General features: G+C 58.4%; 24 protein-coding genes. 14 read left to right on the top strand and 10 right to left on the bottom strand.

Annotation, left to right across the window (positions count from 1 at the left end; translation table 11 throughout):
• The first annotated feature begins 224 nt into the window (after positions 1-224).
• Positions 225-797 (top strand): LabA-like NYN domain-containing protein, encoded by a 573-nt coding sequence (locus tag BLR72_RS12070; RefSeq protein ID WP_027229863.1) that lies wholly within the window; start codon positions 225-227, stop codon positions 795-797.
• Entirely contained in the window at positions 797-1,462 is a 666-nt protein-coding gene (locus BLR72_RS12065) for a uracil-DNA glycosylase (RefSeq protein ID WP_091949568.1), read from the top strand. The genes BLR72_RS12070 and BLR72_RS12065 overlap by 1 nt, the downstream gene beginning before the upstream one ends.
• 13 nt (positions 1,463-1,475) lie before the next feature.
• Here BLR72_RS12065 and BLR72_RS12060 read toward each other — a convergent pair whose 3' ends face one another.
• Complete coding sequence (locus BLR72_RS12060; protein WP_027229865.1) at positions 1,476-1,802, bottom strand: DUF1330 domain-containing protein; 327 nt, start codon at positions 1,800-1,802, stop codon at positions 1,476-1,478.
• Positions 1,803-1,859: 57 nt separating this feature from the next.
• A complete protein-coding gene (locus tag BLR72_RS12055) occupies positions 1,860-2,627 on the bottom strand; it encodes an SDR family NAD(P)-dependent oxidoreductase (RefSeq protein WP_091948852.1) in 768 nt (255 codons plus the stop codon).
• Between the two features lie 183 nt (positions 2,628-2,810).
• Between BLR72_RS12055 and purL the strand changes: the two genes are divergently transcribed.
• Complete coding sequence (gene purL / locus BLR72_RS12050) at positions 2,811-5,042, top strand: phosphoribosylformylglycinamidine synthase subunit PurL (protein ID WP_091948849.1); 2,232 nt, start codon at positions 2,811-2,813, stop codon at positions 5,040-5,042.
• A gap of 12 nt (positions 5,043-5,054) precedes the next feature.
• A complete protein-coding gene (locus BLR72_RS12045) occupies positions 5,055-5,288 on the top strand; it encodes a BolA/IbaG family iron-sulfur metabolism protein (protein ID WP_027229868.1) in 234 nt (77 codons plus the stop codon).
• On the opposite strand, the gene BLR72_RS12040 is transcribed toward BLR72_RS12045, so the two are convergent.
• Complete coding sequence (locus BLR72_RS12040) at positions 5,285-5,995, bottom strand: phosphodiester glycosidase family protein (RefSeq protein ID WP_175492347.1); 711 nt, start codon at positions 5,993-5,995, stop codon at positions 5,285-5,287. The two genes, BLR72_RS12045 and BLR72_RS12040, sit on opposite strands and share 4 nt — an antisense overlap.
• A gap of 218 nt (positions 5,996-6,213) precedes the next feature.
• Here BLR72_RS12040 and grxD point away from each other — a divergent pair, with 218 nt between their 5' ends.
• Complete coding sequence (gene grxD / locus BLR72_RS12035) at positions 6,214-6,546, top strand: Grx4 family monothiol glutaredoxin (RefSeq protein ID WP_027229870.1); 333 nt, start codon at positions 6,214-6,216, stop codon at positions 6,544-6,546.
• A 146-nt stretch (positions 6,547-6,692) separates the two neighbouring features.
• Positions 6,693-7,898 (top strand): multidrug effflux MFS transporter, encoded by a 1,206-nt coding sequence (locus BLR72_RS12030; protein WP_091919137.1) that lies wholly within the window; start codon positions 6,693-6,695, stop codon positions 7,896-7,898.
• Between the two features lie 332 nt (positions 7,899-8,230).
• Here BLR72_RS12030 and smpB read toward each other — a convergent pair whose 3' ends face one another.
• Positions 8,231-8,719: an SsrA-binding protein SmpB gene (gene smpB, locus BLR72_RS12025; RefSeq protein ID WP_027229872.1), complete on the bottom strand. Its 489-nt coding sequence runs from the start codon at positions 8,717-8,719 to the stop codon at positions 8,231-8,233.
• A 31-nt stretch (positions 8,720-8,750) separates the two neighbouring features.
• Complete coding sequence (dapA, locus tag BLR72_RS12020) at positions 8,751-9,632, bottom strand: 4-hydroxy-tetrahydrodipicolinate synthase (protein ID WP_091948843.1); 882 nt, start codon at positions 9,630-9,632, stop codon at positions 8,751-8,753.
• A 279-nt stretch (positions 9,633-9,911) separates the two neighbouring features.
• Here dapA and BLR72_RS12015 point away from each other — a divergent pair, with 279 nt between their 5' ends.
• Entirely contained in the window at positions 9,912-12,020 is a 2,109-nt protein-coding gene (locus BLR72_RS12015; RefSeq protein ID WP_091948841.1) for a lytic transglycosylase domain-containing protein, read from the top strand.
• A complete protein-coding gene (locus BLR72_RS12010; protein ID WP_244506688.1) occupies positions 12,017-12,922 on the top strand; it encodes an alpha/beta fold hydrolase in 906 nt (301 codons plus the stop codon). The genes BLR72_RS12015 and BLR72_RS12010 overlap by 4 nt, the downstream gene beginning before the upstream one ends.
• Before the next feature lie 5 nt (positions 12,923-12,927).
• Here BLR72_RS12010 and BLR72_RS12005 read toward each other — a convergent pair whose 3' ends face one another.
• From BLR72_RS12005 to BLR72_RS11995, 3 genes are all read right to left on the bottom strand, one after another.
• A complete protein-coding gene (locus tag BLR72_RS12005; protein WP_091948835.1) occupies positions 12,928-13,575 on the bottom strand; it encodes a hypothetical protein in 648 nt (215 codons plus the stop codon).
• A gap of 120 nt (positions 13,576-13,695) precedes the next feature.
• On the bottom strand, positions 13,696-14,361 hold the full coding sequence (locus BLR72_RS12000; RefSeq protein ID WP_091948833.1) for a BON domain-containing protein: 666 nt from the start codon (positions 14,359-14,361) through the stop codon (positions 13,696-13,698).
• A 147-nt stretch (positions 14,362-14,508) separates the two neighbouring features.
• The gene (locus BLR72_RS11995) at positions 14,509-15,627 is read right to left on the bottom strand and encodes a porin (RefSeq protein ID WP_027229877.1); all 1,119 of its coding nucleotides are present in this window, start codon (positions 15,625-15,627) and stop codon (positions 14,509-14,511) included.
• Here BLR72_RS11995 and BLR72_RS11990 point away from each other — a divergent pair.
• The 4 genes from BLR72_RS11990 (at position 15,620) to BLR72_RS11975 (ending at position 18,777) form a co-directional block, all read left to right on the top strand.
• Complete coding sequence (locus BLR72_RS11990) at positions 15,620-16,036, top strand: hypothetical protein (protein ID WP_091919148.1); 417 nt, start codon at positions 15,620-15,622, stop codon at positions 16,034-16,036. The genes BLR72_RS11995 and BLR72_RS11990 overlap by 8 nt on opposite strands.
• A complete protein-coding gene (locus BLR72_RS11985) occupies positions 16,033-16,362 on the top strand; it encodes a DMT family transporter (protein ID WP_091948830.1) in 330 nt (109 codons plus the stop codon). The genes BLR72_RS11990 and BLR72_RS11985 overlap by 4 nt, the downstream gene beginning before the upstream one ends.
• A 47-nt stretch (positions 16,363-16,409) precedes the next feature.
• Entirely contained in the window at positions 16,410-17,516 is a 1,107-nt protein-coding gene (locus BLR72_RS11980) for a porin (RefSeq protein ID WP_091948827.1), read from the top strand.
• 337 nt (positions 17,517-17,853) lie between these two features.
• Positions 17,854-18,777 carry a tyrosine-type recombinase/integrase gene (locus tag BLR72_RS11975; RefSeq protein WP_091949565.1) on the top strand — a complete coding sequence of 308 codons (924 nt, stop codon included), beginning with the start codon at positions 17,854-17,856 and terminating at the stop codon, positions 18,775-18,777.
• A 238-nt stretch (positions 18,778-19,015) separates the two neighbouring features.
• Here the strand turns inward: BLR72_RS11975 and BLR72_RS11970 are convergent, their stop codons facing one another.
• Positions 19,016-20,194 carry a GAF domain-containing sensor histidine kinase gene (locus BLR72_RS11970; protein WP_091948824.1) on the bottom strand — a complete coding sequence of 393 codons (1,179 nt, stop codon included), beginning with the start codon at positions 20,192-20,194 and terminating at the stop codon, positions 19,016-19,018.
• 220 nt (positions 20,195-20,414) lie between these two features.
• Here BLR72_RS11970 and BLR72_RS22825 point away from each other — a divergent pair, with 220 nt between their 5' ends.
• Together BLR72_RS22825 and BLR72_RS11960 are read left to right on the top strand one after the other, a co-directional pair.
• Positions 20,415-20,537 carry a hypothetical protein gene (locus tag BLR72_RS22825; RefSeq protein WP_280140128.1) on the top strand — a complete coding sequence of 41 codons (123 nt, stop codon included), beginning with the start codon at positions 20,415-20,417 and terminating at the stop codon, positions 20,535-20,537.
• Positions 20,538-21,197: 660 nt separating this feature from the next.
• Positions 21,198-21,917, top strand: coding sequence for a class I SAM-dependent methyltransferase (locus BLR72_RS11960; protein WP_091948819.1), 720 nt, complete (start codon positions 21,198-21,200; stop codon positions 21,915-21,917).
• A gap of 153 nt (positions 21,918-22,070) precedes the next feature.
• Here BLR72_RS11960 and BLR72_RS11955 read toward each other — a convergent pair whose 3' ends face one another.
• The gene (locus BLR72_RS11955) at positions 22,071-23,606 is read right to left on the bottom strand and encodes a hypothetical protein (protein WP_091949562.1); all 1,536 of its coding nucleotides are present in this window, start codon (positions 23,604-23,606) and stop codon (positions 22,071-22,073) included.
• Positions 23,607-23,673: the final 67 nt, after the last annotated feature.

Here is a 23,673-nt window from a genome sequence, read left to right as displayed (position 1 = left end):
AAAGCCACCGATGCATATTGACGCTTTCGCGCAATTTACAGCTTCGCGGTGCGGGCCAGTCACCGCATATCGGCGGAAACCTCGACAAAATATCAACGAACCTATTGGCTTTTGCCTCGACCCGACGTACTAAATATCCTACTTTCGTATTAAGTTCAGATCGGGCTCTATTATAAGCAAGCTGATTTGAAGTTAAGCTTAGATTTTTGAAATGGAACGTTATTATGTTTGATCCACGAGAAAAGATCGTCTTGTTCATTGACGGTGCAAATCTCTACGCGGCTTCCAAGGTACTCGGCTTCGATATAGATTATCGCAAGCTGCTCGCTGCTTTCCACAAGCGCGGCTACCTGCTTCGTGCGTATTACTACACTGCACTGGTTGAGGATCAGGAGTATTCTTCGATCCGTCCGCTGATCGATTGGCTCGACTACAATGGATATAAGGTTGTAACGAAGCCGGCGAAGGAATTCACCGACTCTGCGGGCCGCCGCAAGATCAAGGGCAACATGGACATCGAACTTGCCGTCGATGCCATGCAACTGACGGACACAGTAGACCATTTCGTCATCTTCTCCGGCGATGGCGACTTCCGCTCGCTCGTCGAAGCGCTGCAGCGCAAGGGCCGCAAGGTCAGCGTCGTATCGACGCTCTCGACGCAGCCGCCGATGATCTCCGACGAACTGCGCCGCCAGGCCGATCACTTCATCGACCTCGTGTCGCTGCGTGCAGAAATCGGTCGCGAGCCTTCCGAACGGACACCACGCCGCGTCGAAGAAGAACAGGTCGATTATTGATCGCAGAATTGACGGGTCCGGAGCCTTCTCCGGACTGCCCTATTTGCACGCGTCTGCATGATTTCATCGCCGCTTGGCGGGACAAGGAACCGGGGTGGCACAACGCGCCCGTTCCGACGTTCCTGCCGGCCGGTGGTGCTCAATCCGTTCGTCTGCTTATCATCGGCCTGGCGCCTGGCCTGCGCGGCGCCAATCGTACGGGCCGGCCCTTCACGGGCGATTACGCCGGTGACCTTCTTTATGGTACGCTAAGCGAGTTCGGTTTTTCCCGCGGCACCTTTGCGGCGCGGCCGGATGATGGAGTGCAACTGATCGATACGGCCATCACCAATGCGGTGCGATGCGTTCCGCCGGAGAACAAGCCCGTCGGCGGCGAGATCAGCAATTGCCGCCGCTTCCTGACACCGACCATCGAACAATTTGCCGGTCTGCGCGCCATAGTGACGCTCGGCACCATCGCGCACCAATCGACAATTCGTGCCCTTAAGCAGCCGGTATCCGCCCATCCATTCAGCCATGGCGGCAGAGCCCAGATTGGCAATGTCCAAATTTTCTCGAGCTATCACTGCTCGCGCTACAACACCAACACCGGCCGCCTGACCGAAGCCATGTTCAAGAGCGTGTTCGCCGAGGTGCGAAAACACCTCGACGCCATCGCTGCCTAGCCTGATTCGAGAATCATCCCTTCGGCAGATAGGGGATGCTCCCGGCAAGATCCGTATCGTCGATGATGCGGAAGCGGCTCTCGCTGCCTGACTGCCGCGCACTCGCATAAGGCGCATATTCCGGATCGCTGGCGAAGGCTTCGGCCGCTTCGGTCGAAGGAAACTCGATGATCGCAATCAACGTCGTGTCGAGCGGCTTTCCCTCCAGCAATGTAATATTGCCGCTGCGCGACAAATACTTGCCGCCGTGCTTGTGCGCTATGTCATGCACCGCCGCCGCGTATTTCGGTATCCATTTATCGTCCGTCACCTTCACGTCAGCAATCAGGTAAGCCGTCATCGTCCGTCTCCCTAGAGTCGGCTGTTTAGGTGCCCACAGCAAGCTTAGCACAGTCGACTAGATCGCTGTAAATCCATTGTCGACGAAGAGATGCGTACCGGTGATGAAGGAGGATTCGTCGCTGGCAAGAAACAGCGCCGCGCGCGCCACCTCCTCCGGCTCGCCGATCCGGCCCTGCGCCGCCTGCATGGCCGCGTCCGATACATCGACGCCGCGCTTTTGCAATTCATCCACCTCGCGCAAGCCGTGCGGGGTGCGGATGAAGCCGGGGCAAACCGCATTGCAGCGGATGTTGCGGTCGCGAAACTCGACGGCGATCGCGCGAGCGAACATGTGGCACGCGCCCTTGGTCGTATCGTAGAGCACTTCCATCGGCGTTGCGGCAACCGCCGAGATCGACGAGGTGCAGACGATCGAGCCGCCGCGGGCCTCGAGCATGTGAGGGATTACCGCCCTCGTCATCAGATACATCGAACGCACGTTGACCGCATGCAGCCAATCCCATTCCTCGAGCGTCGTTTCAAGGAACGGCTTGATGACGATCGTGCCGGCGTGATTGAACAATACGGTAATCGGGCCGAAGCGCTCGAACGTCGCTTCAACGGCCCTGTTCACCTCAGCCTCATCCGAGACATCGGCAACGAAGTAGGCGGCCTCGCCGCCCGCCGCACTGATCTCGGCAACGGTTGCAGCAGCTGCCGCCTCGTTGCGGTCGACGATGGCCACTTTTGCGCCCTCGGCGGCGAAGAGCTTCGACGCCGCTCCGCCCATTCCCGTGGCGCCGCCGGATATGATCGCCACCTTGTCCTGAAGCCTGCACGTCATGCCTGTCTCCCCATGAAATGATCCGACATGACGTTACGCGCGGCCCATCTCCCGAACAAGTGCAGGTCGTCTCGGGCATGCCGGGGCCTTGTCGATTTGGGCTATTTTCCTGTCGCGCGACCGCACTACATAGGTTAAAGAGTGGCCGAAAGCCGCCCCCTCGCCAAGGATGCTCCAGAACCCATGACAAATCCCGATACCCGCCCGATTACACCGGAACTCGTTGCTTCGCACGGGCTGAAGCCGGATGAATACCAGCGTATTCTCGATCTGATCGGACGCGAGCCGACATTTACGGAGCTCGGCATCTTTTCCGCCATGTGGAACGAGCACTGCTCGTACAAGTCTTCCAAGAAGTGGCTGCGCACCCTGCCGACCACCGGACCGCAGGTCATCCAGGGTCCTGGCGAAAACGCTGGCGTGGTCGATATCGGCGACGGCGAATGCGTCGTCTTCAAGATGGAAAGCCACAATCACCCCTCCTATATCGAGCCCTACCAGGGCGCTGCGACCGGCGTCGGCGGCATATTGCGCGACGTGTTCACCATGGGCGCCCGCCCGATCGCGGCGATGAATGCGCTGCGCTTCGGCGACCCGGCCCATCCGAAGACCCGCCACCTCGTTTCCGGCGTCGTCGAGGGTGTCGGCGGCTACGGCAATTCGTTCGGCGTTCCGACCGTCGGCGGCGAGGTCAATTTCGACGCGCGCTATAATGGCAATATTCTCGTCAACGCCTTTGCGGCCGGCCTCGCCAGGACCGACGCGATTTTCTATTCGAAGGCCGAGGGCGTCGGCCTGCCCGTCGTCTATCTCGGCGCCAAGACGGGCCGCGACGGCGTCGGCGGCGCGACCATGGCCTCGGCGGAATTCGATGAATCTATCGACGAAAAGCGCCCGACCGTTCAGGTGGGCGATCCATTTACGGAAAAGTGCCTTCTCGAAGCATCGCTTGAACTCATGGCCTCCGGCGCTGTGATCGCCATCCAGGATATGGGCGCTGCCGGTCTGACGTGCTCGGCTGTTGAAATGGGCGCCAAGGGCGATCTCGGCATCGAGCTCAATCTCGACAGCGTTCCCGTGCGCGAAGAGCGCATGTCCGCCTATGAGATGATGCTCTCCGAAAGCCAGGAGCGCATGCTCATGGTGCTGCGCCCGGAAAAGGAAGAGGAAGCCGAAGCGATCTTCCGCAAATGGGGCCTCGACTTTGCAATAGTCGGTTACACAACGGACGATCTGCGCTTCCGTGTCCTGCATGGCGGACATGAAGTCGCCAACCTTCCGATCAAGGACCTCGGCGACCAGGCGCCGGAATATGACCGCCCGTGGATGGAACCCGGCAAGCATGCACCGCTGCCAGCCGCCAATGTGCCGGAAGTCGCAGACTATGGCGCAGCGCTGCTGCAGTTGGTCGGCTCGCCCGATCTTTCGTCGCGGCGCTGGGTCTACGAGCAATATGATACGCTGATTCAGGGCAATTCCCTGCAGGTTCCCGGCGGCGATGCCGGCGTCGTTCGTGTCGACGGCAACAGAACCAAGGCGCTCGCTTTTTCTTCCGACGTGACGCCCCGCTATGTGGAGGCCGATCCTTACGAGGGCGGCAAGCAGGCGGTGGCCGAATGCTGGCGCAATCTCACCGCTGTCGGTGCCGAACCTTTGGCCGCTACCGACAACCTCAATTTCGGCAATCCGGAGCGGCCGGAGATCATGGGCCAGTTGGTCAAGGCGATCGGTGGCATCGGCGAGGCCTGCCGGGCCCTCTCCTTCCCGATCGTTTCGGGCAATGTCTCGCTCTATAATGAAACCAACGGCCAGGGGATCCTGCCGACGCCGACCATCGCCGGTGTCGGGCTCATTCCAGATTGGACGAAGACCACCAAGGTCGGCGGCATGAAGGACGGCGACGTGCTGATCCTGCTGGGCGTCGACGGCACGCATCTCGGACAATCGATTTACCTGCGTGATCTGCACGGCCGCGCCGACGGTCCGGCGCCAGCAGTCGATCTCGGCGTCGAAAAGCGCAACGGTAATTTTGTCCGCTCGGCGATCCGCAACGGCCAGTTAACCGCTTGCCACGATCTGTCGGACGGCGGTCTCGCCATTGCATTGGCCGAAATGTGCATGGCCTCCGGCAAGGGTGCGACGGTCGAGATCGGCGATGGCGCGCCGCATGCATTGCTGTTCGGCGAAGATCAGTCCCGTTACGTCGTTGCAGTGGCCCCGGATGCGGCAAACATGATCACGCTCAACGCCGAGGGTTCCGGTCTCCCGTTCCGCAAGCTTGGGACAGTTGGCGGCAACGCATTGACGATCGGCGGTCTGCTCTCCATATCTGTGTCAGACCTGACACAAGCACACGAATCGTGGTTCCCTGACTATATGAGCGGTCACGTGGACGATAAGAATCAGGCCGCTTGAGGAGAGAACAGCATGGCAATGGATGCACGCGACATCGAGAAAATGATTCGAGACGCCATTCCGGATGCAAAAGTGACGATCCGCGATCTCGCGGGTGACGGCGATCACTATGCTGCCGAGGTTGTCGCGGAAAGTTTTCGCGGCAAGTCGCGCGTGCAGCAGCACCAGATGGTTTACGACGCATTGAAGGGCAATATGGGGGGCGTACTGCACGCCCTCGCCCTGCAGACGAGCGCCCCGGACTAAGACTTTTCGTACACTGCCAGTATCGGTCCCACCGGATCGGTTCCTCCAAGCAACACCTTCCGGTCGTTTGACAGGGCAGAAATCATCCCGTCGAAGAACAGAGCGTTGGCGCAGCCAAGCTCATCCCTGAAAAGGCGCGCGAAGCGGCCGAGACTGACCGGTTCCGTGGAAATAGCCAGTACGATCGTATTCGGATCGCGGACACCGACGCCATTGCGGACATAGCGCGACGTGCCGTTGGGTTCGAAGCGCGGGTGCACCTTCCCGTCGATGACGAGCATGGGCCCTGATTGCGTGGCAATGCGAACATCAGGGGCTGCTTTCCCGTAGGCTTCGGTCGAAACAACGCCGGCCGTGCCATCTTTTGCGACGAAGAACACGCCGTTGGGTTTCATGTAGAAATTGCCTGGAGCCTCTCCAGTGTTGAGAGGCGCAATCGCTTTCCCCTCCTCGACGTAAAGGCCAACCGGCCTCATGTCGGGCTCGTACATCCCGGCATTCATTGAGAGAACGAGCTTCGCCGCGGCCGGTTGTCCCGCCATGAATGATGCGAGCGAGCCATAGGGCTTGCCATCCGCACCATCGAGGCCAAGCTGGACCTCGTAGGAGCGCAGATCAACTTCGCAGACGATGTTGCCGCTGCCCTCGAAGTCGACAGTGCGGCAAGGGGCCGGCAGGTCCTTGCGGTCAAAAGGAAGCGAAACCATAGTACCTCCTGACGCTCCGGTCGCCGGCCGCAATTGCCCAAGTTGGGCAAATAATCCCGCCGCGATTGCGGCAAGAAGCACGCCGGCAGCGATGATGATACGATATGACACCCTCACCAGCCTTGTTTTGACTAAATTGAAGCGCTATCTGTAAACAACGAAAACAATTGAACCATGAAATGACGATTCGTCACATCTTGGGGTGAAAGGTTGCCGAAATGAGCGGTATCAATGAATTCATCGACAGTGAGGTCAAGAGCAACGACGTCGTTCTCTTCATGAAGGGCACGCCCGGCTTTCCGCAATGCGGCTTTTCCGGCCAGGTCGTGCAGATTCTCGACTATATCGGCGTCGACTATAAGGGTGTGAACGTTCTTTCATCCAACGAACTGCGCCAAGGCATCAAGGACTATTCCAACTGGCCGACCATTCCGCAGCTTTATGTGAAGGGTGAATTTGTCGGCGGTTGCGACATCATCCGCGAAATGTTCCAGGCAGGCGAGTTGCAAAACCTCCTCAGCGAAAAGGGCGTCGCCACCAAGGCCGCCTGATTACGCAATAGTTCCAATCGGTTCCGGGATTGCCCGGTACCTTGTTTCGAAAGGCGTCGGCCGCTCCGACGCCTTTGTCTTTGTTGATATTTGCAGGTTTGATCATGGACAGTTCGACGACCACTTCCGCCGCCCGCCTGAGGGGAATGGGGAAAGCGGAATTCATCGCGATGATGGCGATGCTGATGGCGATCAATGCGCTTGCCATAGACATCATGCTTCCCGGCCTGCAGCAGATCGGCGCGAGCCTCGGCGTTGCCAGCGAAAACCATCGGCAATATGTCATCTCGGCCTATCTGATGGGTTTTGCCGTTTCGCAATTGTTCTATGGCCCGATCTCCGACCGCTTCGGCCGCCGCGTTCCGATGTTCGTCGGCCTCGTCGTCTATATCGGCTCGGCGCTCGCCTGCGTATTCGTGCCGACTTTCACGTCGCTTCTATTGTTCCGTTTGCTGCAGGGCATTGGTTCGGCAGCAACGCGCGTCATTACCATTTCGATCGTGCGCGACGTTTATGGCGGCCGCAGCATGGCGGAGGTCATGTCGCTCATCATGATGGTGTTCATGATCGTCCCGGTCATCGCGCCGGGAACCGGCCAGACAGTCATGCTGTTCGGCAACTGGCACCTCATCTTCATCTTCATGGCTGCGATCGCGAGCGCCGTTCTGGTCTGGGTCTACCTGCGCCTGCCGGAAACGCTCGATCCGGCCGATGTTCGCCCCTTTACCCTGAAGTCGGTGTTGCAAGGCTTCAGGATCGTGCTCACCAATCGCGTCGCGCTTTGCTACACGCTGGCAAATTCATTCATCTTCGGCGCGCTGTTCGGCTTCATCAATTCGGCCCAGCAGATCTATGTCGGCATCTATGATCTTGGCGTGTGGTTCCCGGTCGCGTTTTCAGCGGTCGCCGTGACCATGGCCGTTTCGTCGTTCCTGAATTCGCGCCTTGTCGGCCGGTTCGGCATGCGGCGCCTGTCCCATGGCGCTCTCCTCTCGTTCCTTGCCGTCAATGGATTCTGGCTGCTGTTGACGATCCTTGGGCCAAATCCGACGCCGTTCCCGATTTACCTGCTGCTATTCGCACTGGCGATGTTCCAGTTCGGCTGGATCGGCTCGAATTTCAACGCGCTGGCGATGGAACCGCTCGGGCACGTGGCGGGTACAGCCTCGTCGGTCCTCGGCTTCATGAGTACGGCCGGCGGCGGCGTTGTCGGAGCAGTGATCGGCCAGGCCTTTAACGGCACGACGCTGCCGCTTGTCGCCGGCTTCTTCGTCCTGTCGCTGATCGGATTGGTGTTTGTGCTTATCGCCGAACGCGGACGGCTATTCCAGCCGCACAACAGGCCGGTTTAGATTTGGCGCGCCGCACGTTAATGGGTCTAGGGATCAGTTGCCCCGGACTTCATTGCGGTGCCCGTAAGGAAGTTGGATCCTCGGGACGAGCCCGAGGATGACGGCCGCGGGGGACGGAGGATGTCTCCACCCACCTGCGCCGGGCGGAGACTTGCCCGTCGTGAGGCTTCGCCCGACGCTCCAACGTCTCCGTTACCCCGGCAAACGGCACAACCCTCTCCGTCGCTGTAGCCCGCCGCCGATGCCTCTCAGGACTTCGATCGCTGCACGCACCCCGCCGTCATCCTCGGGCCCTTGTCCCGAGGATCCATCTTCGACCGCTCATGCAGGTATCAGCCGCGATCGCGCAGGAGCCGGGACTTCTCGCGGTTCCAGTCGCGCTGTTTCTCGGTCTCGCGCTTGTCGTGCAGTTTCTTGCCGCGCGCGACGGCGATCTCGAGCTTCGCCCGGCCGCGGTCATTGAAATAGAGCTTCAGGGGAACGACCGTCATGCCCTCGCGGTCGACAGACTGCGCCAGCCGCGACATTTCCCGCTTGTTTATCAGCAGCTTGCGGTGACGGCGCGGCTCATGGTTGAAGCGGTTGGCCTCGAGATACTCCGGAATATAGCTGTTGATCAGCCAGAACTCGCCGTTCTCGAAGCTGGCATAGCTTTCGGCAATGTTCGACTGGTTACGGCGCAGCGACTTGACCTCCGTACCCGCAAGCACGAGGCCAGCCTCGAGCGTGTCGAGAATCTCGAAGTTGAAGCGCGCTTTACGGTTCTCGGCAATGATCTTGCGAGCCGTCGTGGGTTTTGACGCAGATTTCGGCTTGTTCATGCAGGCTATATAGTGCGTTTCAACTGATTTGTCAGTTGATCAAACCGGCATGCTGCATGGCCCTGTCGATCCGCTCGGCGGTTGCAGCCTCGACGGCGACGAGCGGCGAGCGCAATGCGTTCTTGATCTTGCCGAGCTTGGCGAGCGCATATTTCGGGCCGGACGGATTTGGCTCTAGGAACAGAGCCTTGTGCAGCGGCAGGAGCCGGTCCTGCAATTCGACTGCCTTGCCGTAGTCGCCGGCAAGTGTCGCCGCCTGGAATTCGGCACAGAGGCGCGGCGCGACATTGGACGTCACCGAGATGCAGCCGACGCCACCATGCGCGTTGAAGCCGAGCGCGGTCGCATCCTCGCCGGAAAGCTGGATGAATTCCTTGCCGCAGGTCAGGCGTTGCTCGGAAACGCGCTCGATCTTGCCGGTCGCATCCTTCACACCCTTGATGTTCTTGAAGTCGTGTGCGAGCTGACCCATCGTCTCCGGCGTCATGTCGATGATCGAGCGGCCCGGAATGTTATAGATGATGATCGGCAGCGTTACAGCCTCGGCAATCGCCTTGTAATGTGCGTAAAGCCCGCGCTGGTTCGGCTTGTTGTAATAGGGCGTCACCACAAGAATGGCGTCTGCCCCCGCCTTCTGCGAAAACTCTGCGAGTTCAATGGCTTCGCGGGTGTTGTTGGAGCCGGCGCCGGCGATCACCGGCACCTTGCCCGCGGCTTCCTCGATGCAGACCTCGACCACGCGCTTATGTTCGCTGTGCGACAGCGTCGGCGATTCACCGGTCGTGCCAACCGGGACGAGGCCATTGGTGCCCTCGGCGATCTGCCAGGAAACGAAGCTGCGAAAGGCTTTCTCGTCGAACGAACCATCCTCGAGGAAGGGCGTTACGAGAGCGGTGATTGAGCCTTTCAGCATTGCGAAACTCCGGGATGGCAGTTGGTCGCCCCCGTCCACGCGGGGGCTAAAGGTGGCGCACCATAATCGCGCAGATCGTCTTGAGCAAGTTCATTTGCCTGATGAAACACATCAAGTTGATGCATATCTCCGCTAGCATGAGTTGCAATAGGTTTAATGCAACGGGCTCGGATAACCCTTTGTTAAGAGTGCTTTCATACGTCCGCCACTATTATCGTCTTCATTGTCTCCACGGATCCGGGGGACCCTCTGATCCGCTCCAAAAAAACTGGTAGTTGTATGCTGAGAACTTCTGTTTTGCGTCACGTTCTTCTCGCGTCCACGCTTGCGTTGGTGGCGACGGCTTCCCATGCCCAAACACCCGTACCTTCGGCAGGCGTCCCGGTTCCCGGATTGAAGCCGTTCGCGTCGACGCAAACGCGCGTGAGCCCGACAACGCAGGTACTGGCCCGGCCCGATCCGGTCACCACCGCCGGCATCACCCAACCAGCGAAGCCCTCAGCGATTGCCGGCAGTCTCAAGAGCGGGCTTGACGCGCTCTCCGCCGGCGACGCCCAGCGTGCGCTCGGCATTCGCAACGGCCTGCCCGTTGACGCGCTCGACCGCCATATCCTCACCTGGGCGATCGGTCTTTCCAACGCACCTGGAATCCCGAGTTCGGAGATCGCCCATGCCGCGCAGGAACTGCCCGGCTGGCCCGGCATGGCGACCTTCCGCAACAATTCGGAGCGGGCGCTCTATAAGGAAAATCCCGCGCCTTCGATCGTCATCAACGCCTTTGGCAATACTGCACCGCAGACGACAGAGGGCGTCGTTATCCTCGCCCGCGCCTATGTGGCGAGCGGCAATGCTCCGCGCGCGCGGCAAATCCTCGGCGCGTTCTGGCGGACCAAGAAGCTCGAGGACACGCAGGAGACAATGATCCTCAAGGAGTTTTCGCAGGTCATTTCCCGCGACGACCATCTGACGCGCATGCTGACGATGCTTTACGAGGGCAAGGTAAAGTCGGCCGGGCGTGTCGCCAAGCTGGCCAACGCAGAATCCTTGTTCCAGGCATTCGCAGCCGTCCTGCAAAAATCACCGGATGCGGGCCAGAAGCTTGCCGCCGTTCATGGCGCATGGGCGTCAAATGCGGCCTATATCTTCGCCAAGGCGCAATATCTGCGCCGCCAGGAAAAATTCCGTGAGGCAGCCGATGTAATGGCGACCGCGCCGCGCGATGCCGCAGCGCTGGTAGACCCCGATGCCTGGTGGACGGAACGGCGCGTTCTTTCACGCGAGCTTCTCGATCAGGGCGACGTCAAGCGCGCCTATCGCGTGGCGGCAATGCACAGCGCCGAAACACCTTCGGTTGCCGCCGAAGCGGAGTTCCACGCCGGCTGGTACGCATTGCGCGGCCTCAACGATCCCAACACGGCACAGCGCCATTTCACGCGCATCGCCGAGATTTCCTCGCGTCCGATGTCTGCATCGCGCGCCTATTACTGGCTGGGCCGTGCCGCGGAAGCGGGCGCAGCAGGCAGCGCACGCGATTATTACGCACGCGCATCGCGCTACGGCACAACATTTTACGGGCAGCTTGCAGCAGCAAAGCTGGGGCAATCCGGGCTGCAACTCCCCTATCCCAAGCCGTCTGATGCAGAACGTTCACGATTTGCCCAGCGCGAAGCCGTGCGAGCTATACAGAGGCTAGAGGACACCGGCTATGATTCCCGGGCGGCAATTCTTTATTCCAGCCTGGCACAGGAGCTCGACAGCCCCGGCGAATTGGCTCTCCTCGCCGTGATGGCCGAACGCAAGGGCAACCATTACGTGGCGCTGCGCGTCGGCAAGACCGCGGCGCAACGCGGCATCGACGTCGGTGCACTGTCGCATCCGGTCGGCGCCATCCCGGGCAATGCCAATATTTCGGGTTCCGGTGCCGCCCTCGCCTATGCAATCGCCCGCCAGGAAAGCGAGTTCAACCCGACTGCAGTATCGAGCGCGGGCGCGCGCGGCCTGCTGCAATTGCTGCCGGGCACCGCAAAGGGCGTCGCCCAGCGCGCCGGCATGACATACTCCAAGGACCGTTTGACCGGGGATGCTGCCTATAATGCAACGCTCGGCGCCAAATTCCTGGGCGAGCAGATCGCCAAGTTCGATGGTTCGTACGTGCTTACCTTTGCCGGCTACAATGCCGGCCCGAGCCGCGCCAGCGAGTGGGTGGCGCGGTATGGCGATCCGCGTGGCAAGCCGGTGGATGAAGTCGTCGACTGGATCGAGCGCATTCCCTATACCGAAACTCGCAATTACGTGCAGCGGGTCATGGAGAACTATGAAGTCTACAAGGCGCGGTTGACGGGCAAGGCGCAGATAGAGAGCGATCTCACGGCCGGACGGCGGGGTTGAATTTGGTCGAGGCCTATCGCGAGATCAGCTACGATGCACCCGATGGACTGAAGCTCCATGGCCGGGTTTATGGATTGGAGTGCGCCGGGGCGGTGCCGCTCGTGTGCCTTGCCGGCCTCACCCGCAACAGCCGCGACTTTCACGAAGTCGCAGCACTTCTGTCGCAGCATCCCGACACGCCGCGCCAGGTCATAACATTCGACTATCGCGGTCGCGGACTGTCCGCATATGATCGCGACTGGTCCCACTACAATATTGGCGTCGAAGCCAATGACGTTATTGCAGGTCTTGGTTCGCTCGGCATTGACCGTGCAATCTTTCTCGGAACCTCGCGTGGAGGATTGATCACCCACATTCTGGCATCGGTAGCGCCGACGTTGCTGGCCGGTGTCATTCTCAATGATATCGGGCCAGAAATTGCCCCTGAAGGCTTGCGCCAGATCACTCAATATCTGCGCAAGTCGCGCAATCCACGCACCTGGCCGGAAGCGATCGAGCGCCAGCGCAGTCTGCACGGAACAGCCTTTCCGGCGCTGACCGAAGCGGACTGGAGGCGCTTCGCGCGCGCGATCTATCGCAGGCAGCGCGGAACCATTCGCCCGGACTACGATCTCAACCTCCTGAAAACCATGGCGAATATTGATTTCGACAAGAAGCTGCCCGACCTTTGGCAGCAGTTCGACCTTTTTGAGAAGCTGGCGCTCCTGGTTATTCGCGGCGAAAACAGCAGCCTGCTGACACCTGAAACAGTGCTGGAAATGTCGCGCCGGCATCCCGCGATGCAGGTCATCAATGTTGCGGGTCAAGGCCATGCGCCTTTGCTCGAAACCGGACGTTTGCCTGAACTGATCGCGGCCTTTGCCGCAGGAATCGACCTTCGCGAAACCGCCGCCCTTGCCTGAAAAGTCTATGAGGGCTTGGTCGTTCCAGCCTTGCGCCGCGCTGTTGGTTTCGGCTTCGCCAGTTGATCTGCCGCAGGCATCTTTACCCTTGCCGCAGCCTGTCTGATCCACCCTTCCCTCTGCACGCGGCCGGGAAATCCTATTTCCTCGCCCACCCACGCGGCCTCCTCAATCGACCAGCCAGCAATCTGGTCGAAATGAAACAGCCCCATATCGAAAAGCCGCGATTGTATGGCCGTGCCAATGCCGTCGATATCGGTGAGTTTGTCGGGTTTTCCGCGCCGCGCCGCCTTGAGCATAACGGGCCGGTGGCTGTCGTCCTGCCGCGGATTGGACCTGCGTTCGACAGCCGTCTTCGCAGCCACCCGCTTTGCGGCTGTCTTGCGCGCCGGCTTGCCGCTCGCGGGGACTTCCGCCGGCGGCACGGGTTCCGCTGGCGGTATCATTGCGGCAGCCTCCCGGGCCGACTGCCTCACATCGTCATTCGCGGGAAGAATGGGGCTTGCTGCCAGGCGCGCATCGGCAGCGCGTGTGGATACTTCAGAAGCCGATTCGCGTTTCGGTGACATCCGCTTGAAAAAATTGCCTAAAATCGCGCCGATGACAAAAGCCGCAGCAATGAGAAACAATGACTGGAGAAGAAATACACCCATTGTCTATCCCCTGGATCGCATCATTGGCCCCGGTCGTATGTAGACCAACCGACATAGAACCCGACAAGAGCAGCAATCAACAGGAAGAGCCAGAGCTGACCGATCATGAACCACATGTTTCTAACCTCCGCTGGTATTGACCGCGGCCTCCAGCTTGATCTCGCCCGGCTTGCCACTACCGGGAATGGGAGCGCGCAAGGCGGCGTTGATTGCATCGTAATCGGCGGCATTGGCCGCGGTGCCGCTGATACTATAGGTCTTGCCCGAGATTTCCACCTCTCCGTTGGTCAGTTTCGCCGCCTGACTCAATGCGAAGTCGACAAGATCGAGAAAACCTTCCGGCGCGCCGCGCGCAACGGCCAATTCGTCGAGGATTTCAATGCCCGGCATGGCGTTTTCGGCGGACGCGAGAATTCGCGCGCGCGAATCGCCGAAGGGGACGTTCCCTGACAGCAATATGCCGTCGTCGGATTTGGTGATGACGAAGGAAAACGGTTCGGCCAGGGGCAAAAGCGTCGCCTGATTATCTATGGTTCTTACGCCGGGCGTGCTTGCGGCGATCCCAAGAGCGGCATCAAGAGCCTCTTCGGACGGCGCCACACCCTTCAAGGTTAAATCGCGGCCGTCAATATCGGCGCTCGCCCAGGAATTATCAGCGCTCAGCGCAGCATTGGCCGCATCCGTGAGTTGCTGGTCGATTGGATCAGTGAGGAACCAGCCGGCAAGAACCGTCAGAAGTGCGACGGTGATGACACCGGGCCAGAACCAGCTCCTGATGGTACGCATATTCCTAAGGCTTTCTCTCAGTCTCGATGGGCTGGAGCTATGTCTTGCCCCATGTTCATGGCCATTTCAACACGACGACCGGCCCATGAACAAAGAAAACCCGGCAGCTCGCGCCGCCGGGTCTTTATCAACCAATCCAGTAAAGGATTAGAAGTTACGCTGGAAGCGGATGATACCGCCGAATGCGTCGTCGTTACCGTTGTCGAACTCAGCAACGTCCTTACGAACGCCGTCGAACTTGGTGTAGTTGATTTCCGGCGTGATCGTGAAGCCAGGAACCAGTTCGTAGGCTACGTTAAGAGCGAAAGCGTAGGTGCCTTCTTCTTCGTATGCGCCCTGGCCGTTAAGAGTTGCCTTGTCGGAGAGCTTAGCCGAGAAGCCTGCCCAAGCAGCCCAATCGCCTTCCCAGGTGCCGAACCAGTTCTGGTTGCCGCCGGTTACAACGCCAGTCGTCGTGTCGAAGTCCGGTGCGCTGTAGTCAGACTGATAACCGCCCATTGCGAAGAGCGAGATGGTGTCGGTGACTTTGAGGTCCAAACGCAGCTTTACAGCAACGTCTTCGACAACCGAGTCATAACCAACAACACCGGAGATGCCGCCCCAGCCCTGCTCCCACTTCGCACCAGCAAGAACGTGCGGCATGTAGTCGTCGATGACGTAGTCAAAGCCGAAGTTGCCGAAGTCGTTCTGGCCCTGTTCAGCAGCGATGATGGCCGAGAAGCCGTTGCCGCCTGCGAAGGTGTAGCTAACCTGGTTGGTCGTGCCCGACTGGTAGTTGATCACATCGTCGTTGATGATGTTGCCAGCATAACCGGTCCACGAACCGAAGATTTCGTCGGCGACACCGATGCGGAAACCACCGAGTTCGATGAATGCCTGCGGAAGCGAAGCACCGTTGTCACTGCCGTTGGTGAACTGGAAACGGGTCTGAGCGTAGGAACGCAGAGTGCCGAGTTCAGTTTCCGAACGTGCGTCGAAACGGACTTCAGCGCGGGTGCGCTTGTACCAGGTTTCGTTGTCGTTGGCGCCAACGTTCGAACCATTGTACGGATCGTCGCCACCAGCAGCGTCGTAACGCAGATAACCGCTGATCTTCAAGCAGGTCTCGGTCCCCGGAATGTAGAAGAAGCCTGCGCCGTAAGCGTCGCAAACGCGAACGTATTCGACGGGCTCTGGTTCGGCAACAACGACTGCATCAGCAGCACGCGCGCCGGTTACTGCGACGAGGGCCGCAGCGGAGCCGAGTAGAAGGCTCTTAATGTTCATTTCTGACCTCCAGTCAAAGTTAAAAATGGGTCTGGGCATTCCAATTTGGCTGAAGGACAACCTGTCCCCATCCCCTAAGTCCAAGAAGAAATGCGATGAACGCCCTTCCTCCCGACTGACCATACTCGCCAGCGCTGGCGTTTCAACCATGAAAGTCTCGCCGGAAGGGTTCCAAAGCGTCTATGCAAGATCGCTGTTGCACAAATGCCACGAAATCGCCGCGCACCCTCCAATATCTTTACCACTCCTTAATAGAGGTAACTGGTTTTTTAATGAAATCTTGCCCTTGAATGCCGGTATTGGGACGTTACCTGGCTTGAGAATCGCCCATGAACCGGTGGTTTTCTTGGCGTTCCTCGATTCGAATCGGCAATCCGCCCGCTCCTTCCGCAATGGTGATTTGACATGACATATCTCTACCTCGTTGTTGCCATAGTCTGTGAAGTGGTCGCCACATCCGCACTGAAACAGGCGGACGGATTTACGCGGCTGTGGCCCTCGCTCGTGTGCGTCGTCGGCTACAGCCTCGCCTTTTACCTGCTGTCGATTCCGATCAAGACGATTCCGGTTGGCATTGTTTATGCGATCTGGTCCGGCGCGGGCATCGTTCTCATCGCAGCTGTCGGTTGGTTCTGGTACCGCCAGGCCCTCGATATGCCTGCAATCATTGGTCTTTTCCTCATCATTGCCGGCGTTCTCATCGTCAATCTGTTTTCGAATACAGTCGGCCACTAACGACCGTTTTCCACGGATCTCCAGCGAATCTTGACTGGAGGTCAGAAATGAACATCAAGAGCCTTCTTCTCGGCTCCGCTGCGGCTCTCGTCGCAGTAACCGGCGCACGTGCTGCCGATGCAATCGTCGTCGCCGAACCAGAGCCCGTCGAATACGTTCGCGTTTGCGACGCTTACGGCGCAGGCTTCTTCTACATTCCGGGAACCGAAACCTGCCTGAAGATCAGCGGTTATGTCCGTTACGACGCCAAGGGCGGCGATGATCCATATACCGGTACAGAGCGTGGCACCTGGGAAAAGAAGGCGCGCGCCGACCTTCGCTTCGACGCCCGTAGCGAAACCGAACTCGGTACTTTGAAGTCATTCGTCGAAACCCGCTTCAACTTCAAGAACGGCGCCGATGCACAGACGGTTGACTTGAACCAGGCGTATATCGAACTTGGCGGTTTCCGGGTTGGTGCGGTCGATTCCCAGTTCACGTCATGGACCGGCTATCTCGGCGACATCATCTCGGACGACGTCATTGCCGAAGGTCCGTATGTCACCAATCAGATGAGCTACACGTTCGCTGGCGGCAACGGCTTCTCGGCTATGGTTGGCCTTGAACAGGGCGGCGGCGGCTACGTCTCGGAAGACTTTGACACTGGTAAAGTTACAACCAGCTCATACGTTATCGACGATTATGTTCCGCATATCGTTGCAGGCGTGAAGTTTGCCCAGGGCTGGGGTGCCATCTCTGCCGTTGGCGGCTACGATTCAATTGTTGAAGAGTTCGCTGGGAAAGTCCGCCTGGACGTCAAAGTCAACGACACGATCGCTGCCTGGGTGATGGGTGGCTATCAGTCCGGCTGGGGCGATTCTCATTATGATGACGATGGAAACATCGTAGGGGAGCGTAACTACTACGGTACGTGGAATGGCGACTATGCCGTTTGGGGTGGTGTAGCAGTGAAGGCAACCGACAAGGCGACCATCAACGCTCAGGTTGGCTACGAAGACGAGGGTCGCATCGCTGCTGCCCTGAACGTCGGCTACGAACTCGTGCCGGGCTTCAAGATTACGCCAGAAGTCAACTACACACACTTTGACGATAGCTACTTCGTTGAGAAAGAGGACGCGGTACAGGGCATTATCCGCTTCCAGCGCAATTTCTAATCGTCTGACCTGACTACTTCCGACGCCGGTTTTTTCGGCGTCGGATTTTTCCAATTGAACCAGCAATTCTAAGCAACAGCAATTTTCAGCGTTCGCATTCTTCGGCGCACAGCAATTTTCAGAGAAAGGATTTCTGATCGGTCGCGGACCGAGGAGACGTGGAAATGCTCGAACTGCAGCCCGTTGGGTTGAGAACTGATAAAGCCTGTCGCTTTATCATACGGAAGTCTATTAGCCTAAATGGGCAGACGTTCCGGGATTGCGTTTTTCGGATTGGCGGCTACAACTTGCCGCATATTTTTCCGATGCTTCTAAATTGTTTCAGAGCGCAATCATTATGCTAGTCGCCCCCTTGGACACGCAGCAGGACGCCCGTTTTTCGGTCCAGTTCGAATATGATCTGCACTACTCCTCAAGCGCTCACCAGACGCGACGACTGGTTAGGGATCACACGCTCGCGGAATTGACCGCGCAATATATCGGCATTCTCTGGGATGAAGGATCGCATAAGGTCAATGTCCGATCATTTCTCGGCGAGATCGCCGAGATTGTGGGCGGCGAGCGATTCAGCGTATTCAGCCAGGAAATGCTCGATTTCGTCATTGGAACCTTGCGCGAACGCGGAAACAGCAATGCCACCATCAATCGCAAGATGGCGGCCTTGAGCAAATTGCTGCGGAAAGCGTGCAAGATGGGCGATATCTACAATCTGCCGGAGTTTCGCCGCCAGAAAGAGCGGCAAGGACGGATTCGGTTCCTCGAATTCGAAGAAGAACAGCGCCTGTTTTCGGCAATTCGGGCACGTTGCGAAGACAGTTACCGCCTCAGCGTGTTTCTGGTCGATACCGGGTGCCGTCTCGGCGAGGCGATCGGCCTTTCATGGAACGATCTGCAGGATAGCCGCTCGACTTTCTGGCTGACAAAATCCGGGCGCAGCCGGACCGTTCCCCTCACCTCCCGCGCTCGCGAAGCGACGCTGATCGCGCGCGGGCGCCTGAAGGGTCCGTTCTCCATGCACAGCCAGGTGCGATTTCGGGCAATCTGGAATGAGGCAAAAGCCGAGGTCGGACTCGGTCGCGACGATCAGGTCGTCCCGCACATATTGCGCCATACCTGCGCTTCGAGGCTGGTTCGCGGCGGCATCGACATCCGGCGCGTGCAGATGTGGCTTGGACATCAGACCCTGCAGATGACCATGCGCTACGCCCACCTCGCCACCAATGATCTTGATTCCTGCGTTGCTGTGTTGGAGCACCATTGAGCCTCTGCCGTATTGGAGCACCATTGAGCGGAATCAGGCGCCGCTGACCGGTTGAGCAAAACCGTGACGCGGCGCCAGCAAACTTCACTCAAGCCCGGATACCGGCGTATTTCGAATGAGGCGCGGGCGCACGGAGCCCCTCGGCGTCGCTGCTTTGCGACGCCCCCCCGGAAGCGGGAGGGCAAGGCGTCCTCACCTTAACCCTGCCCTGTTACTTAGCATCGCCTCGCTGCCGGCCCTACGCTTCGAGCGGCATGCGGAACGTGAAGCGCGTTTTCCCGTCGTTCGAATCGACCTCGATGACGCCGCCATGCAGCTTGGCGATTTCGGACGCGATGTAGAGTCCGAGGCCAAGCCCCTGCTGGCCGGTCTTGGCGCCATGGCGGAAGAAGGGCAGAAACAGCTGGTCGACCGATTCCGCAGGTATAGGCTCGCCGCGATTGGTAACCGACAGTTCAAATGCGTCATCGGTGGTTCGGGCATCCACGAGAATCGCCCCGTCTTCGGAACCGTGGGCCAAGGCGTTACCAAGAAGATTTGACAGAAGCTGGCCGACACGCAGCGGGTCGGAGCGGATCGGATCATCGAATTCGAAGCTGGTCTCGATGACGCGATCGGGGCGGACCGACCCGAGTTCATCGACGACCTGGGTCAGCGTGGGCTTCAATTCGGCATCGCGCTTGATCTCGACCATGACGCCGCTGCCGAGTCGTGCCCGCGCCAGGTCCATAACGTTATCGATGAGGCCAGACATGCGCACAACGCTGCCGCGGATCAACTTGACGATGGCTTCCGCCTTTTCGTCGAGTGGCGTACGCAGAAGCAGGCGCGTGCCCGAATCGATCGAGGCAACAGGATTGCGCAGGTCGTGACCGAGCACGGCGACAAATTGTTCGCGAAATTCCGAGATCGTCCGTTCGTCGACCAGGGCAGCCTCGGTTTTGGCAAGGCGGTCATTGGCGTCGAGATGAAAAGCAATCAAATCGGCGAAGAGCTTGAACATGCCGACCACTTGCGGATTCTTCAAACGCGCCGGCGCGGGATCGATGGCGCAAAGCGTGCCGAAAAAAGTGCCGTCCGGCAGTGTTATCGGCATCGAGATGTAGCTTTGAAAGCCATAAATCTGCGGCGTGTGGTGGGTCGAATAAACCAAATCCTGCGACACTTCGTCAATAACGACGGCTTGGCCACTGCCGCGAATTTCATCGCAGATCGTGGTCTTGACCTCAAGTTCGCCCCCGGGCTTCAAGCCAAACGCAATATTGTCGAGCACCTGACAGGCGATCCAGCGATCTTCGGTCACCCGTGCGACAGCCGCGAATCCCATGCCTGTCGTCCGGCAGACGACATCGAGTATGGTTGGAACTGCATCGATGCGAGCAATGGCATCAATATCAGCTTGAAAATCGTGTGGCATGAAGTTTCCCGAATCTGAGGTGCAAGCCAATATAGGGGTTTTGACGGATTGCACCATGCACGGGAACATTCTGCGCCGGCACCGCGTTAATTATAAGGCGGGAGGGACTAGTCGACCGTCATTCCTCAACGATCGAGCGGCTTCAGATTAATGCATTAACTTGACATCCAGGCTTCACATTGCACTGATAGGGACGGCTGAAATGGGAGAAAGGCCGGAAATGTTCGAAGACGAAGAAGACGAAATCTATTCGCACTACACCACCCCGATGTGGCGTCATCTTCTCATTTTCGCGTTTGCGGTTTCAGTCGCGGTCGTTATTTCGCAGATGCTCCCGGGTTGAACGAGAACCTTTATCCCCTCCTCCTTCGCCGCTTCCGACTATTTTCCGACGAGGAGACCGGCGCTGGATGCTGTTTCCGGGCTTAGTAAGATTCTCGCGGAGCGGCGGCATCGCCGCCAGTCCCTTAACGTTTCCAGACACTCAACGATCTTGTCGTCCCCAACGCGCATGATGTTACGCTGCGAATTCGGCTTCTTGTCCAGTAGTCTGGCTGTCGAAAGGGATAATCTGCTCGACCCGGAACGATCGAAGCTGAGACACGTTAAATGGGTTATGAAAGCCTATGACGAATATAACGAGAAACGACCAGCTCCCAAGTTCCGAACATCCTTGATGTACGGGGCGTTGTTTTTCGTCGGCGTAGCCTTGGCTGTCGGGCTTACCTACCTTTTGTGAATAACCTCGCAAGCCAATCAAGCAAATAAGCATCAAGTATTAGTACGGGCTCAAAGTCGCGCTCCCTCGATCTCCAGCCCGGCTGTGCTTCACTCCGGTACATCGGTGCCCATCGGGAAAGCGTGGGTACTCCTCACCCTCCAGCGGTCGCAAACCAGTTGGGTGTAATGCATTTAGATGAAACGAAAAGGCCGTGTATCAATACATGGAGTTACCTCCTTGTATTACATTGCGCCACCATAGAGAGCTTGCAATCCTTCGTTTATGGAACAGAGCGACGAACTACAACGCACGTTTTGGAATAAGTGGAACTCCGAAAATCGTCAGCACGATGTAGGAGAAATTTCCCGTCGGCAATCCCAGGTTATCGAGGAATGGCTTGTCGAGTTGGGACGACGCGATCTCAACATCCTCGAAGTTGGCTGCGGTAACGGCTGGTTCTGCCCAACGCTGGCAAAGTTTGGCAATGTCACCGGAACGGACATTTCCGACGAGGTTTTATCGGCATCACGAACGCGCTGGCCCCAAATAAAGTTCGTGGCCGGCGACTTCGCCAAACTCGATTTTGCACCCATGTCTTTCGACGTGCTGGTCAGCCTGGAAGTGCTATCTCACGTTGCTGACCAGAACAAATTCTTCGCGCGTCTCTCGGAACTGCTCAAGCCCGGCGGGCACCTCTTCCTTGCGACGCAAAATCGTCCCGTTCTGCAAAATTACTGCAGGGTGCCGACCCAGCAACCCGGCCAGCTCAGGAAGTGGGTGGACCGCACGGAATTGGCTTCGCTGGCAAGCAAGCATTTTGAAATAGAATCATTGTTCTCGATTACGCCAATCGCTCACAAACACTTCAGAAGACTGCTGACATCCAACAAAGTAAATCGGCTTACCGCACCATTGCTTGGTCATGGGCTCCGTGACTTCATGGAGAAAAGAGATTGGGGATGGACGCTAATGCTCAAGGCAAAAAAGAGGGATGGTCACTGAACTTGCGAAAGCTCTATAAATGACAATCCAACGCACCATCCTTTCTCGCAACACATAAACTGACAATTCGGAATCGCGGCACACCAGTCCGTGGAGATCGTGATATTACGACCGGCCCTGTTCGGTTGTACCGTCCCGTTGTCTTATCCAAAACTAAGGTGCATCGATCATCCTCTTGATGGCAAATGCGCCGCCAATCAGAAGATCACCATCCTCGAGGATCGTCGTGATGCCGCCCAGCGCATTCCACTTTCGGCTGTCGTCGGGAAAGAGCCACGTCTGCTTCGTCTCGCTAGTCGTCCAGTCCAGCCCGACATAGGCATAATTCCCGCTGATTTTGGTCGCGCAGTAGATGAGGTTGGTGGCCGCCGAGACGACGGGCACCATAATATCGGTGTTGTCGACCTCCATATTGACCCACGCTTTTTCGAACTTCTTCTCTTTCGGGTCCCAGGTGAATTTCTGAACGCCAAGCGGGGCTTTGCGCGTAACCCCGGCGGTGAACTGGTTGGGTGGCCCGGGCTCCGGAAACGGTTCCGGGTAGCTGCCATTGATGACGGCAACCCCGTAACCCAGCACGTTGGGGGAAGGTTCGATTGTAAGGCTGGATATGTCGATCTTGATCTGGTCGGCAATTCGTCGGGACAGAGTGCCGGGTTTCTGCTGAAAGCCATCCGGGATCGCGTCGCGCCAGAACGCGACCAGATTGGTCCCGGCCTCCGCGGCATCGGCAATAACGATGAGTTTGTCGGGATCGTCACCAAACCCCATCAGCGTCGGCGTCGTGCCCGACCCGCGCGAGATTGCGCCAAGCGCCATGGCTTTTTTGGGGTCCATCGACTCGTAAGGCGACTCCCATGCACCGTCTGCGGTGTCGGTTGATAGCTTCTCACCTGTCCAGGCGAGACGCAGCATGCGCTTGCTGGTGACGACATAGACCCCGCCCTTGTCATCGATGCAGATGGAGTTGTCGACTGCTTCGTCACCAAATCCTACATAGGACTTCACATTGAGATCGCGATCGAGGATCAGCGCTGCGCCGGGGGCAGCCGCAGCAAGATAGCCATCATAGGTCATGGCCAGCCCTATGATCCGCGACACGGATTTGGCGATGTCGGCCGGCAAATCCTCCACCAGATTTTTGGAGGCTACGATGCGGACGTCTGCCTCGGGATCATTGTCATCGAATGACTTGAGCACTTTGGTCCCGCCAAAAACGCAGTAGTGATAGCCATCCTTGTCAAAGAGGTTGTAGACCCCGTTGATGCCAGTCTGAATGTTGAGGCCCATGGAGCCCATTGTAGCAAGCGCGGCGACAATCTGGCTTTCGTCGCGAGCGCGAGACGCTGCATCAAGCTTGTCGAGGACAGCGCGGATGCTTTCGTTGGATGCCAATTTCGCATCCGCCTCGAAGCCGGGATACGGCACGAAATTGCCGGCCTCCATCATCTTCCCCGTCAGGCGAAGCTTCTGAACGCCCACCGCTCCACTGGCAAAAGCGATCGTCTGATCGCCCACCTTCTTGAGCGTGGGGTTGGAGGTAATGACCGTCGGGACGGTCTTGACCTCTTCGGTCTTAAGCTTGCGACCATGCACGGGACCGGCGAACAGCACCGAATCCGTCGCGCCGGGATTGAAATGCGAGGTCGGATAGACGCTCTCGGCAAGCCAGGGATTGCGCGGCGGCATAGTCGGCAAGTCCTGAGCGCTGGCTGCATGCAGAACAGGTCGCAAGCATGTCGAGCACGCCAGTAAA

The sequence above is a fragment of the Phyllobacterium sp. YR620 genome, assembly GCF_900104165.1.
Taxonomy (GTDB): Bacteria; Pseudomonadota; Alphaproteobacteria; order Rhizobiales; family Rhizobiaceae; genus Phyllobacterium; species Phyllobacterium pellucidum.
This window is presented reverse-complemented; position numbering and strand designations above follow the sequence as displayed.